The 12,071-nt window shown below is 68.8% G+C and carries 12 protein-coding genes; 8 read left to right on the top strand and 4 right to left on the bottom strand.

All coding sequences use genetic code 11. The features are described from left to right. Positions 1 to 199: 199 nt before the first annotated feature. Positions 200 to 505 (top strand): hypothetical protein, encoded by a 306-nt coding sequence (locus JFN87_RS00795; protein ID WP_209337826.1) that lies wholly within the window; start codon positions 200 to 202, stop codon positions 503 to 505. A gap of 38 nt (positions 506 to 543) precedes the next feature. Here JFN87_RS00795 and JFN87_RS00790 read toward each other — a convergent pair whose 3' ends face one another. Both JFN87_RS00790 and JFN87_RS00785 read right to left on the bottom strand, forming a co-directional pair. Then, complete coding sequence (locus JFN87_RS00790; protein ID WP_209337825.1) at positions 544 to 1,407, bottom strand: site-2 protease family protein; 864 nt, start codon at positions 1,405 to 1,407, stop codon at positions 544 to 546. 1,145 nt (positions 1,408 to 2,552) lie between these two features. Beyond that, the gene (locus tag JFN87_RS00785; protein ID WP_209337935.1) at positions 2,553 to 4,523 is read right to left on the bottom strand and encodes a heavy metal translocating P-type ATPase; all 1,971 of its coding nucleotides are present in this window, start codon (positions 4,521 to 4,523) and stop codon (positions 2,553 to 2,555) included. A 107-nt stretch (positions 4,524 to 4,630) separates the two neighbouring features. On the opposite strand from JFN87_RS00785, the gene JFN87_RS00780 reads away from it, so the two are divergent. From JFN87_RS00780 to JFN87_RS00765, 4 genes are all read left to right on the top strand, one after another. Then, the gene (locus JFN87_RS00780; protein WP_209337824.1) at positions 4,631 to 5,053 is read left to right on the top strand and encodes an ArsR/SmtB family transcription factor; all 423 of its coding nucleotides are present in this window, start codon (positions 4,631 to 4,633) and stop codon (positions 5,051 to 5,053) included. Between the two features lie 288 nt (positions 5,054 to 5,341). Then, positions 5,342 to 5,776, top strand: a complete 435-nt coding sequence (locus JFN87_RS34230; RefSeq protein ID WP_307865244.1) for a helix-turn-helix domain-containing protein — start codon at positions 5,342 to 5,344, stop codon at positions 5,774 to 5,776. Between the two features lie 126 nt (positions 5,777 to 5,902). Beyond that, positions 5,903 to 7,156, top strand: a complete 1,254-nt coding sequence (locus JFN87_RS00770; protein ID WP_209337822.1) for a tyrosine-type recombinase/integrase — start codon at positions 5,903 to 5,905, stop codon at positions 7,154 to 7,156. Positions 7,157 to 7,413: 257 nt separating this feature from the next. After that, positions 7,414 to 7,824 (top strand): hypothetical protein, encoded by a 411-nt coding sequence (locus JFN87_RS00765; RefSeq protein WP_209337821.1) that lies wholly within the window; start codon positions 7,414 to 7,416, stop codon positions 7,822 to 7,824. A 327-nt stretch (positions 7,825 to 8,151) separates the two neighbouring features. Here the strand turns inward: JFN87_RS00765 and JFN87_RS00760 are convergent, their stop codons facing one another. Together JFN87_RS00760 and JFN87_RS00755 are read right to left on the bottom strand one after the other, a co-directional pair. Continuing rightward, the gene (locus JFN87_RS00760) at positions 8,152 to 8,478 is read right to left on the bottom strand and encodes an ANTAR domain-containing protein (protein ID WP_209337820.1); all 327 of its coding nucleotides are present in this window, start codon (positions 8,476 to 8,478) and stop codon (positions 8,152 to 8,154) included. Positions 8,479 to 8,546: 68 nt separating this feature from the next. After that, positions 8,547 to 8,738 (bottom strand): hypothetical protein, encoded by a 192-nt coding sequence (locus JFN87_RS00755; protein WP_209337819.1) that lies wholly within the window; start codon positions 8,736 to 8,738, stop codon positions 8,547 to 8,549. A gap of 41 nt (positions 8,739 to 8,779) precedes the next feature. Here JFN87_RS00755 and JFN87_RS00750 point away from each other — a divergent pair, with 41 nt between their 5' ends. The 3 genes from JFN87_RS00750 to JFN87_RS00740 are packed head-to-tail and all read left to right on the top strand — an operon-like array spanning position 8,780 to position 11,237. Continuing rightward, positions 8,780 to 9,583, top strand: coding sequence for an alpha/beta fold hydrolase (locus tag JFN87_RS00750; RefSeq protein WP_209337818.1), 804 nt, complete (start codon positions 8,780 to 8,782; stop codon positions 9,581 to 9,583). Beyond that, positions 9,583 to 10,929, top strand: a complete 1,347-nt coding sequence (locus tag JFN87_RS00745; RefSeq protein WP_209337817.1) for a PP2C family protein-serine/threonine phosphatase — start codon at positions 9,583 to 9,585, stop codon at positions 10,927 to 10,929. Before JFN87_RS00750 ends, JFN87_RS00745 begins: the two co-directional genes overlap by 1 nt. After that, the gene (locus JFN87_RS00740) at positions 10,926 to 11,237 is read left to right on the top strand and encodes an STAS domain-containing protein (protein WP_209337816.1); all 312 of its coding nucleotides are present in this window, start codon (positions 10,926 to 10,928) and stop codon (positions 11,235 to 11,237) included. Before JFN87_RS00745 ends, JFN87_RS00740 begins: the two co-directional genes overlap by 4 nt. Positions 11,238 to 12,071 lie beyond the last annotated feature (834 nt).

The following is a 12,071-nucleotide window of genomic DNA, read 5'->3' as shown; positions in this document are numbered from 1 at the left end:
CGACACCGCCCCCGGCTTTACCCGGGGCCCGTCGGCCGCGACGAGGCGATCCGTGCTTCGGAAGCCCGCCGTGCTGTCCGCGGTGAGTGCCGGTGTGGTACTGCTGGCCCTGGCCACTGCTGGTGCGGTTGCCCTCGGCAGTCAATCCGGCGGCGAGAGTAGGACCGCCGTCGGCCCAACAATGGATACAACCGGATCCATGCCCATCGCGCCCACCCCCCAAGTGCGGCCAGTACACCAGGCCCTGCATGACATCGGGGCCAAGTGCCCGCCCGACGCAGGAAGCAGCTCTGCAACGTCGCTCACCCGAGACGTCGACAGGATTCTCGCCTTCGCCCACGCGTACCCCCATGCGCGTTTCGCCGTCGACGACGAGACGGGGAGCACGTTGTCGTTGCTCCTGGTCACCCGGCAGGCCATGCGTACCTGCGCGCCCGCGGAAGCGGGCCGCGTGAACCAGGCACTTCCGGTGGCCTACCGGGAGGCCACCGCGGCATCACCGTGATCTGTTCGCACCCGGCAGTACTTCGCCCGTGGCCTGCCTCACCATCCGGAGAGTGGACCTTCTCCTCCCGGTCCCTGCACTCGGTGCGGGTTCTGGGCCGCGTCCTTGTCCGGGACGGACTCGGGAAGGGCGTCTGGAGTGCGAGGAAAATCTCGCAATGCGGCTGATGCGCCCGACCAGATCTGGTAAGCCACCATGAGGACCGTGACCACAACCAGCAGGCTGAATGCAGATCCTCGCGCGAATCGCACGACGAGGTCCGTCAGGAGGGCCGCGGCAAGAAGACGACCTATCCAGGCCGCTGCCCGAACGGAGAGAACGGAACGACCGGTTGCCTTCCACAGCCCTGCCCGCAGTATCCAGCCGCCGTCGAGCGGCAGGCCCGGGAGCAGGTTGAAGGCCGCCAGCAGAAGATTGACAAGCGCGAACTGGGCAATCAGCAAGCTGGTGAAGCCCTCCGGTGACATCCAGATCTGCGCTGCGTAGCCGAGCGCTGACATCAGTATGGACGCGGCCGGGCCACTGGCCGCGATCAGCGCTTCGCGGCCGGCTGTCGGTGCGTCCCGGTCGAACTCCGTTTCGCCACCGAGGACGTCCAGGGTGATCCGGGTCGCCGGGATGCCTGCGAGTCGGCCTGCGAGCAGGTGTCCCAGCTCGTGGCCGAACACGGAGAAGGCGATGAGGGCGGGCGCCACCAGGGCGACGACGTATCCGAATGCGTCGATACCGGGAAACTGCGTGCGCACCACCGGCGTGTAGAGCAACGCCAGCACGGCGAAGAAGATCAGCGCTGAGGGACGCACGTACAGCGGCACGCCGAACGCTCGCCCCACCTTCCAGCCGGAAGGCGACGAACGCTCTGCTGTCGACGGCTGGGCGTCAACGCGGCCATGTTCAGACATGCCGTCATGGTACGTGACGTTACGAACATACGAAGTAGGATAGTAGTAAGGAGTGTCACTGACAGTGCCGCGCCCCTACCGTCGGTGTTCAGGCTGATTGGGTATCTGCGACGGACCGTTCTGCTGGTGTTACCGCCGGTGCGGGCCGCTCGGCCTGGGCCGGCACGCGTCCGGCATGAACGGCCTCTTGCATCCGAGGCGCCCGTCGAGAGACGGCTCGACTGGTCGTCCTGCGGTGCTTCGTATCACTTCAGGTAGGTCCCCGTCATCACGTACGGCAGGTAGGCAGTCAGGATGACCGGGCGATGAGCGCATCTACTGTGGCTGAGGCCATGGGCGCCGCCCCCACTTGCCACACGGCCCTTTGTTCGACTCTTCCAGTCATCCACTCTGGCCGACCCTACTGTGCCCCCTGGACCCGTCCGATGGAGCTGAGAACTGGCCGCCGCCCGTTTGCCGGACCCTGCCCTGGCGGTGCGCGCTCGCCGGGCTGTTCGCCGTGCTCCTCGCTGCCGTAGCGCTCACTGCACTGGCATGTGCTACTGCCCCCCGTCGCCCATGACAAGGGCGAGGGCGCCGGGCGCCCGGTACCAAGCACTTCGGTACTGGCGCCCACCGCGGTGATCAACGCCACGGACGACGAAGCTGCAGCCGCGGATTCGCCGGATGGCGAGGCATAGTGGGGCCACTGCGTCGTTGACCGACGCGCATCCTGCGACAAGCGCCGCCTTGGTGTAATGGGTGGCAGCGCAGGGGTATCACCACAACCGGCCACCAGCGCCAGCCGCGGACGAACTCTGCGCTGCGGCCCACCGGCACCCGTCTGCGGCCGGCTTGTCGGACGCGGCAGGAGGGGCTGAAGGTGTGAAGGCCGAGGACATCCGGCGGGTCGGCGGGGCCGGGGCCGTCGGCCCCGCGGCCTTGTGGCGAGGGCTGGATGACGACGACGTCGGCGTGTTCGCAGGCGTGAGGCGGCCGGCGGCCCGCACGCCGGCCGAGGCGGTCAGGGATGTGCGGAGGTCGGCGAGTTGGCCGGCGTGGTCCAGGCCGGGTACCTGCCGCAGCAGCAGCCGAGGCAGACCGTGACGGTGCAGCAGGCCCCCCTGCTGCCGAGGGGGCGGGGACAGGCTGGGGGTTGCGTCGGCTCACTGGCCGTTCCCGGTGCGGGCACGGCGCCAGGCGGCATTCGCGAGCAGGCGCAGGCCGTTGATGCCTACGATGACGGTGGAGCCCTCGTGGCCCGCGACACCCAGCGGCAGCGGCAGGGTGCCGGCCAGGTCCCAGATCACCAGTGCGGTGATGAACACCGAGGCGATGATCAGGTTCTGCACCACCAGGCGCCGGGCTTGTCGGGAGAGCGCGACGACGGCAGGGATGGTGGCCAGCTCGTCGCGCACGACGACAGCATCGGCGCTCTCCAGGGCCAGATCGGATCCGGCACGGCCCATGGCGATGCCGGTGTGCGCGGCGGCCAGGGCGGGGGCGTCGTTGACGCCGTCTCCGACCACCAGAACCTTGCGTCCGGCCTGCTCCAGCTCTGTGATCGCGGTGACCTTGTCCTGCGGCAGCAGACCGGCGCGGACGTCGGTGATGCCGACCTCGGCAGCGAGCCGGGCAGCGGCGCGCGGGTTGTCCCCGGTGACCAGCACGGGCGCGGTGCCGGTAAGCGCGGTCAATGCGGTGACGGTAGCGGCGGCATCTACGCGGAGTCCGTCGGCGATGCCGAGCACGCCGACGGGGCTGCCGTCGACCTCGACCAGCACCGCGGTGCGTCCCTCGCCCTCCAGCCGTTCGGCCATGGTGACGGCCGGTTGGGCTGGGCCACCGCGCAGTCGGGCGGGGCTGCCGACCGCTACACGGCGGCCGTCGACGGTGGCGGTGACGCCGGTGCCGGGGGCGGAGTTGAAGTCCTCCACCGGCGGGATGTCCAGGCCGCGAGTTCGGGCGGCGTCCACGATGGCGCGGGCCAGGGGATGTTCGCTGGGGTGCTCGGCCGCCGCAGCCAGCCGCAGCAGGGCGGCCTCGTTCAGGCCCGGGTCGGCCAGCGGGCGCACATCGGTGACCTGCGGGGTGCCCTCGGTCAGGGTGCCGGTCTTGTCCAGCGCCACGGCGTCGACCTGCCCCAGCTGCTCCATGACCACGGCGGACTTGATCAGCACGCCGTGGCGTCCGGCGTTGGCGATGGCGGACAGCAGCGGCGGCATGGTCGCCAGGACCACCGCGCACGGCGAGGCGACGATCATGAAGGTCATCGCCCGCAGCAGGGTCGACTGCAGGGCAGCGCCGAACACCAGGGGCAGCGCGAACAGGGCAACGGTGGCGGCCACTATGCCGAGGGAGTAACGCTGTTCGACCTTCTCGATGAACAGCTGGGTGGGAGCCTTGGTCTCGGAGGCTTCCTCCACCATCTTCACGATGCGAGCGATCACTGAGTCCGAAGGGTCGCGTTCGACCTTCACCCGAAGCGCCCCGGCGCCATTCAGAGTTCCGGCGAACACTTCGTCCCCGGGCTGCTTGGTGACCGGCAGCGGTTCGCCGGTGATGGTGGCCTGGTCGACGTCGCTGGCTCCCTCCAGGACCCGGCCGTCGGCGCCGATGCGCTCGCCCGGCCGCACCAGGATGGTGTTGCCGACCACGAGCCGGTCGGTGGCCACCGTCTCCTCGCTTCCGTCATCGGCGAGGAGGGTGGCGGTGGTCGGGGCGAGGTCGAGCAGGCCGCGCACCGAGTCCGCGGTGCGGGCGGTGGCGACGGCCTCCAGGGCGCCGGAGGTGGCGAAGATGACGATCAGCAGCGCACCGTCCATCACCTGCCCAATGGCGGACGCGCCGATCGCGGCGACCACCATCAGCAGGTCCACATCCAGCGTCTTCTCCCGCAGCGCCTTCAGTCCTGCCCAGCCCGGCTCCCAGCCGCCGGTGACGTAGGTCAGCGCATACAGCGGCCCCCATACCCATGCCGGGCCACCGAGCAGCTGCAGCGGCAGGGCGACCAGGAACAGCGCCAGGGCGGTTGCGGCCCAGCGGGCCTCGGGCAGCGCGAAGATCCGCGTGCGGCGCCGGGGAGCCACCGTCTCACGGGCGGCAGGCGGAGCGGGGCGGGTCAGGGTGGAAGGCATGCGGTGGTGATCCTCACGCAAGGGTTCGCTATGGGCCGACCCCACCACCGTACAGGAATAAATGAACACTCTTTCATGCATTGGTTGTGGCCGGTACCCTGGGAGCTATGGGTCACGGAGCCGCACCATCGCAGAGCAGCGTCCCGCGCACGCGCCTGGACGCGTCGGGCGCCGCGAAGGTCGCCACCACGCTGCAGGCGCTGGCGACCCCGTCCCGGCTGCTGATTCTGGCCCGGCTGCGCGAAGGCCCGCTGCCCGCCACCGAACTGGCCGCCGAGGCCGGCATGGAGCAGTCCGCCTGCTCTCACCAGCTTCGCCTGCTGCGCAACCTCGGCCTGGTCACCGGCACCCGAAAGGGACGCTCCGTCGTCTACGCGCTCTACGACCACCACGTCGCTGAACTCCTCGACCAGGCGCTGTACCACGTCGAGCACCTCCGGCTCGGCCTGACCGACACCCCCGCCCCCGCCAAGGCCGACGCGGAGCCGGATCTCCTGACCGCGGCAGCCCCGGGCACGGACAGCGTGTAGCTACAGGTCTCCAGCCCACCCGGGCGGAGCGCGGCAAGCACCTGGCACCTTCGGCGGGTCTCGTAATGCGTAGGTCTCGGGTTGGGGTGCCGACGGGGGCTCTGGCCGGAGCCTCGGCTTATGCCTAACCGGGCTCGGTTTCGATGCGCTGGAGCATCGTAGAGGCAGACAGCGGCTGTGGACCGCAGTCCTTCAGCTCCGAGGCCGTCTGAGCAACCTCACTGAGACGGGTACGTACGTCTGTTGGCGCAAGTCCCGAAGTCTCGAACCTCAGCAGATGGCGGCCGCATGCCTTGCCGTATCACCGCAGGACGGCCACACCAAATCGTTCATTCTCCGGATTCTGACCCTGCTCGCCAGCAGTTGGCCGTGCGGCTTCGCCGCGCGGTGGGCGGGAGAACAGAACATCCGCTGCTTGGGCAGCGCTTACCCCGGAGGCACGTGATGCGTAACCAGTCCAAGCCTGCCGTTGAGGCTGCGTTCCTGAACGTTCAGACCGCTGCGCAGTACATGGGCATATCGGTGAACACTCTCTACGTCTGGCGCCACCGCCGGCAAGGGCCGCCCAGCTTCCGGATGGGTCCCGGAGGGAGGGTCATGTACCGCCGAGATCTGCTCGACGCGTGGCTCAGGGAGCAGCAGCGGGCTGACTCGCGGTCGAACCCGGCTCTCAATCCGCTGAATAAAGCGCCGCAGCAGCGCGAACGGCGTCGGGCTTCCTGACCTGGGGAAGCGGGTGCGAGGAGTTCAGCTGCACTCGGAATTTCATGCGCACGGAGATCGTCTGTGTGTCTGGTCGCGCCGTAGCTCGCGGTGCGAGGACCACGACCAGGGCAAGGGAAGAGGCGCATGGCGGGTTACATCGAGGACCGGTGGCTCAAGAAGCGGCCGAACAAGAAGACGGGCAAGCGTGAACGCACGGGTCTGTGGGGCAAGTGCACGCGCTACCGCGTCAAAGGGATACCGGGAGTCCGCGACCGGTCCTTCGATGCGGTCGCGGACGCCAAGGCGTGGCTGGCCGAGACGCAGACCGACTCGCGACGAGGGGACTTCGTCGACGAACGCGATGGTGCGATCAGCCTATGTGAGTATGTAGAGAAGCACTGGTGGCCGTCCCAGGTGCATACTGCCCAGACGCTGGAGAGCATGAGGCACCGGATCTGGGGGCACGTGCTGCCGCAGCTCGGGGAGCTGGCGCTCAAGGACATCGGGGTCGCGGAACTACGCAAGTGGTCGGCCGATGTGCAGCGGGCGGTGGCATCGAGCACGGCCTACGTCGCCTGGGTGTACCTCAAAGCGATCCTGGAAGCCGCAGTCGAGGACAAGCGGTTGTACCGCAACCCGTGCAAGGGCAGCAGTTCGATCAAGCCGCCGAAGAAGCCGGAGCGCAAAGCTCGTGCCTGGCAGCAGGGCCGTGTTGATGCCGTACGGGAAGCGCTGGCCGACCGGTACCGAATCGCGCTCGATCTCGGGGTCGGATGTGGGCTTCGGCAGGGCGAGGCTTTCGGCTTCAGCCCTGGTGACGTCCGCGGTGACTCTGTGCATGTAGAGCGGCAGATCCTCAGGTACAAGTCGCAGCTGTACTTCGGCCCGCCCAAAGGCGGCAAGGAACGCGACGTGCCCATGCCGAAGGTGCTCGCGAAGCGCCTCCTTACGCACCGGGAGCACTTCGAACCGGTCGACGTGACCCTGCCGTGGCTGGATCCCGAGGAGCCCGACCTCGCGCGCGAGGACCGGCGCAAGGTGACCGTCCCGCTGCTCGTCTACACCGGGCGACGTGGTGCGATCAACCGCACCACCTGGAACACCAAGGCGTGGAAGCCTGCGCTTGCCGGTGCGGGAGTCATCATGACGCCACCGAAACAGCGGCCTGGCGAGAAGCCGTCGCGAGTCTGGGAGCCCAGTCGCGAGCACGGCTTCCACGTCCTGCGCCATACATACGCCTCGGTGATGCTGGAAGCCGGCGAGTCGATTGTGTCGCTAGCGAAGTGGCTGGGACACTCGGATCCGGCGTTCACGCTGCGGACGTACACGCACTTCATGCCACAGGCCGGGGCCCGCGGGCTGTCCGCGATCGAGGCGTGGTTCACGGATCTCGACTGAAAGTCCCTGAGAAGTCCCTGACGGCGCAGCAGCGAGTCGAATGTAGGTAAAGACGCAGGTCAGAGGGCTGGTGCTCTCTGAGCAGGACAAAACCCGGCGTACAGGCCGACTCGTCTGCCCCTACCTGCGGCCTTGCCTTGGGAAGGGCCTGCTCGGCCGGCTCGGTCACCGGATCTCGCACGTGCCGGATAAGGCCTGTTTGCCTTACTTCATGCCGGTGACTCGGTTGGTGCAATGCAACCGGATGGGGTGAGGACATGTTCTTGCTGGGTCTACTGCTCATGGGGTGCGCGGCTGCCTTCGTGGGGCTTCTGATCGCGTACAACCTGTCCGGAGGGCCGGACTACACGGTGACGCTGTTCGGCAGCCAGCCGTTCACGATCAGTACGCTCGGCGCTTTCCTCGGAGGTATCGCCCTCACGCTGATCTTCGGCATCGGCCTCTGGCTGCTCCTCGGTGGCACCGTTCTCGCCCGGCACCGGCACAAGAAGCAGCGCTCCGCCCGCCAGGACGCGGACCGGGCCGCCGCCGAACGCGACGCCATGGCAGGCCAGTTGAACAACGGAAGTGCCAGGGGCGTCACGCGGGACGATTACACGCCCTCCGGGCGACGCCCGTCGACCGCAGGTGCCCGGCACTCTCACCGGCTTCACCTGCCCGGCCACTGACCAGAGCGTTCCGAACGGCTGCGTCTGCGGCTGTCCTCCGCTGCCGCCCCGATGGTCATCACGGGCATCGCCGCTGGTTCCGCTTCACCACCCGATGCCAGGTCTTGGAGCGCAACGACGAAGCCGGCCGGCTCCCGTTTGCTGCGGCGTGCGGGACGGTCGGAGCCTGACAGCCGCCACACGCTCCGCAGGCGCCGGTGAAGACGCAGGGGGCGGGCGCCCCTCTGGCTGCTTTCCGAACCAGAGGGGCTGGCCACCGTTCAGGGCGCGCCCCGCAGTCACGGCGGTTGGAGGTTGGGGTGTCCGCTCTACGCAGCCCGAAACCGGTCATTCACTCGGGTGGCCGAAAGTATGCAGACGGTCGCTCAGTGCGCCTCGAAGGCGATTGTCGAAGCGGCCTGTGCGGGCGCCTTCGATCACCAGGTGGGCCACGTCGCGCAGCTTGATGTTCGTGTTCATGGACACCTCGCGCAGTACATCCCAGCCCTCCTCGGGGCTCATCCGCCCGATGGCGATCAGCGCCCCGATCGCCTGATCGACAGGAGCGTGGGCGCGAACGGCCTGCTGGAGCTGGCCAACCTGCTCGCGCAGCGCCTCCATGGTGTCGGCAGGCTGCTCGGTCTCTCTCGGGCACTGAGCGGGGGGAGTGTCCATACCAGCATTTTTGTACTTTGCGGCAACATGTGCCAAGGGGAAACAATTCGCTCTGAGTGCTGCTTTCGTCACACCCGTGGAACCGACGCACCGGCCGCGCGCCGTGAGGAGCTGGTGATGCCATGGCCGAGGGCGTCGACGTCGAGTCGGCGCACCGCGCGGCGCAGCGGCGGCAGCTCCTTGGCGGTCGCCTCGGCCGGTGGTGCGGGGCTTCGGCCAGTGGTGCGGGGCTTCGGCCAGTGCTCCGGCGCGAGGATCACCGCATTCCGGCCGCGTGGGACCGGATGCGAGGATGGGCGGTATGGACGTTCGTCGCAGGAACAACGTGTCGATCGCTGGTCCGGTCGATGGGCCGGTGGTGGTGCTGGCGCATGGGTTTGGATGCGATCAGAACATGTGGCGTCTGGTCGTGCCGGCTCTGGCCCAGCAGTACCGGGTGGTGACGTTCGATTACGTGGGTTCCGGCGGTTCGGACCTGTCGGCCTGGAGCCATGAGCGGTACTCCTCGCTGGAGGGCTATGCCAGCGACGTGGTGGAGGTCTGCGAGGAACTCGACCTCAAGCGGGCCGTGTTCGTGGGGCATTCGGTCAGCGCCATGATCGGGGTGCTGGCGGCTCGGGCAGCGCCGGAGAGGATCGGAGCCCTGGTGATGGTGGCCCCCTCCCCCCGCTACATCAACGACGACGGTTACCGCGGCGGGTTCAGCGCGCAGGACATCGATGAGCTGCTCGCGTCGCTGGAGTCGAACTACCTGGGCTGGTCGGCGACCATGGCGCCGGTGATCATGGGCAACCCGCAGCGGCCGGAGCTCGGGCAGGAACTGACCAACAGCTTCTGCGCCACGGACCCCGACATCGCCCGCGTCTTCGCCCGCACCACGTTCCTGTCCGACAGCCGGGAGGACGTCAGGACGGTGAGCGTGCCGACGCTCGTGCTCGAATGCGCCCAAGACGCCATCGCACCCCGCGGAGTCGGCGCCTACGTCCACGCCGCGATCCCCGGCTCCCGTCTGGTCACGCTGGATGCCACGGGCCACTGTCCGCAGCTGAGCGCCCCGGAGGCCACCGCGGAAGCGATCGTCGACTTCCTGAGGAGCCTGACGTGATGTGCCGCGCGAACGAGGAGTCGGAACCGTCCGGGGCGGAGCACGAGGTGGGCACCGACGCGGCGTTCACCGCGCTGCTGGAGGACAGTGCCGAGGAATTGTACGAGTCGGCACCCTGCGGCTACCTCTCCACGCTGATGGACGGCACGATCGCGAAGATCAACGCCACGCTGCTCGACTGGCTCGGCCTGCAGCGCGCAGCCGTGGTGGGTTGCATGCGTTTCGCCGACCTGCTCACCGTCGGCGGGAAGCTGTACCACGAGACCCACTTCGCCCCGTTGCTGCGGATGCAGGGTGAACTGCGCGGCATCGCTCTGGAGATGAAGACCGCCGATGGCGGCCGGCTGCCGGTGCTGGTGTCCTCGATGGTCAAGCACGGCAGCGAAGGGGAACCGCTGCTGATCCGCACCACCCTCTTCGACGCCTCCGACCGCCGCGCCTATGAAGAGGAACTCCTGCGCCGCCGCCAGGAGGCCGAACAAGCCCGCGCCGAGGCTGAACGCGCCCGGACGGAGGCCGAAGAAGCCCGCCGGCAGGCTGAGACGGGTCGGACGCGGTTGGCTGATGCGCTCGCCGTGCTCCAGCAGTCGCTCGTGCCCGCGTTTCTGCCCGCCGTGCCCGGCCTGGAGACCGCCGTGTACTACCACGCGGCCTCCGCCGAGCATCTCGGCGGCGACTTCTACGACCTGTTCCCCGTCGACGGCAAACGCTGGGCATTCTTCCTCGGCGACGTGTGCGGCAAAGGCCCCCAAGCCGCGGCCCTCACCTCACTGACGCGCTACACCCTGCGCACCGCCGCCCTCCACGATCCGGAACCGGCTACGGCCCTGACCACGTTGAACGCCGTCCTGCACGAGCGGTACGCCGCCGGCGGCGACCCCCGCTACTGCACCTGCATCTTCGGCATCGTCGAACCCACCGCGGAGACCGGCCACGCCACCGTCCGCCTCGCCTCCGGCGGTCATCCTCCGGCCCTCGTCCTGCGCGCCGACGGCCACGCCGACTTCCTGCCCACTCCCGGTGGGCTACTCGTCGGCATCCTGCCCACCGCACCCTTCGTCACCACGGAGACCATCCTCGCTCCCGGCGAGACGATGCTCCTGTACACCGACGGTCTCACGGAGGCACGCACCGGCCCCACCCGCGACCACCTGTACGGCGACGACGCGCTGCACGCCTTCGCCACCACTCACGCCCCCGCCACGCCCCAGCAAGCGATCACCGCGCTGACCGGCCTCCTGGAAAGCTTCGGCGACGGTCTCGACGACGACACCGCCCTCCTCGCCCTCGGCGCCCCCACCACCCACCACACTCGCACCGACCCGGCGATGAACCCACCGCGATGAGCCCGCTGAACATCAGCCACCACAGCACCGACCGCGGGCCCGTGTTGCGCGTGGTCGGCGATCTCGACCACGCCCAGACCACCGCTCTACGCGAACGGATCGACGACCTCGTCCTCGGCCCGGGCCGGCGTCTGGTCATCGAGCTGTCCGGGCTGGACTTCTGTGATTCCACCGGCATCACCGCACTTCTCGCTGCCCGCCGGCATGCGCAGGCCGCCGGAGCCGACATGGTCCTGACGGGTGTCCCCGCCGACACCATGCGTGTTCTGACCACTGCCGGCCTGGACCAGGTCTTCACCATTCGCTGACAGCGCCCCGACGCTCGCGGGCCTCGGTCAACGGCCTGCGGAGCCGGGCTCGTCGGCCAGGGCGATGGTGGCGGTGATGCCTTTGCCGACGGGTTCACTGTCCCCCAGGGTGATGTTGACGGCCACCGTCGCTTTTATGCGCCGGCTCTCGCGGGAACGCAACGTCAAGATGCGCGAGGGGCCGACGGGCCGGGAGCGGACTGTTCTGCCCCCGGCCCGTCGCACGCCAGTTATCAGCAGCCGCGTCCTCGGGCGACCCGGGGGGCGGACTTCTCCGTACCGGTTGCTGGTTCTCTTCGAGGATGGCTCACTTCGGTGACATGCGCCGTGTGCGCGGAATACAGAATCGTTTCGTCGGGACATGCCTTCCCGTATGACATTTCCTTTACGAGCCGCATGCCGCGTGCTGGTGGCCACGGTGCCGGTCACGTCTCACGCGTTGCCGGAGCCGTCGTCGAAAGGAGCCACGCTTGTGGATGCGGCGGCGGTAGCACTTGCGGTTCGTCTCCGGCGCGGGCCGCGGGGTTGCGCCCCGCTGAGCTGCGGAAGGCGAGGGCGGGTTGGTGGGCCAGGCTGCTCCCGGCCGAACGGTGCCGGGCAGAGACACGTCATCGTGCGACCAGTCCCGCAGGCAGCGGCACGGCGCCGGTTGCGCCGTGCCTGGTTGAGCGGCGCCTCCATCCATCAGCCTCGGCCCCAGGACCGGCCCCTCTCTGTCAGCCTTGGGTGAGACGTTCCGCTTCGGCGGGTTAGCCTGAGAGGGCACGACAGGAGAACCACCCCTCATGACCAGCACCAAGCCCGCCGGATCCGATCCGGCTCCCAGGCCGAAGC

Origin of the sequence: Streptomyces montanisoli (assembly GCF_017813245.1) — a bacterium.
Classification (GTDB): Bacteria; Actinomycetota; Actinomycetes; order Streptomycetales; family Streptomycetaceae; genus Streptomyces; species Streptomyces montanisoli.
Note: the sequence above shows the minus strand (reverse complement) of the source record. Positions and strands in the feature narration are given on the sequence as shown.

Coding starts and splice junctions, on each gene's coding strand:
- JFN87_RS00795 (WP_209337826.1), top strand. CDS start 200: ATGCCCATCGCGCCCACCCCCCAAGTGCGGCCAGTACACCAGGCCCTG.
- JFN87_RS00790 (WP_209337825.1), bottom strand. CDS start 1,407: ATGTCTGAACATGGCCGCGTTGACGCCCAGCCGTCGACAGCAGAGCGT.
- JFN87_RS00785 (WP_209337935.1), bottom strand. CDS start 4,523: ATGCCTTCCACCCTGACCCGCCCCGCTCCGCCTGCCGCCCGTGAGACG.
- JFN87_RS00780 (WP_209337824.1), top strand. CDS start 4,631: ATGGGTCACGGAGCCGCACCATCGCAGAGCAGCGTCCCGCGCACGCGC.
- JFN87_RS34230 (WP_307865244.1), top strand. CDS start 5,342: ATGCCTTGCCGTATCACCGCAGGACGGCCACACCAAATCGTTCATTCT.
- JFN87_RS00770 (WP_209337822.1), top strand. CDS start 5,903: ATGGCGGGTTACATCGAGGACCGGTGGCTCAAGAAGCGGCCGAACAAG.
- JFN87_RS00765 (WP_209337821.1), top strand. CDS start 7,414: ATGTTCTTGCTGGGTCTACTGCTCATGGGGTGCGCGGCTGCCTTCGTG.
- JFN87_RS00760 (WP_209337820.1), bottom strand. CDS start 8,478: ATGGACACTCCCCCCGCTCAGTGCCCGAGAGAGACCGAGCAGCCTGCC.
- JFN87_RS00750 (WP_209337818.1), top strand. CDS start 8,780: ATGGACGTTCGTCGCAGGAACAACGTGTCGATCGCTGGTCCGGTCGAT.
- JFN87_RS00745 (WP_209337817.1), top strand. CDS start 9,583: ATGTGCCGCGCGAACGAGGAGTCGGAACCGTCCGGGGCGGAGCACGAG.
- JFN87_RS00740 (WP_209337816.1), top strand. CDS start 10,926: ATGAGCCCGCTGAACATCAGCCACCACAGCACCGACCGCGGGCCCGTG.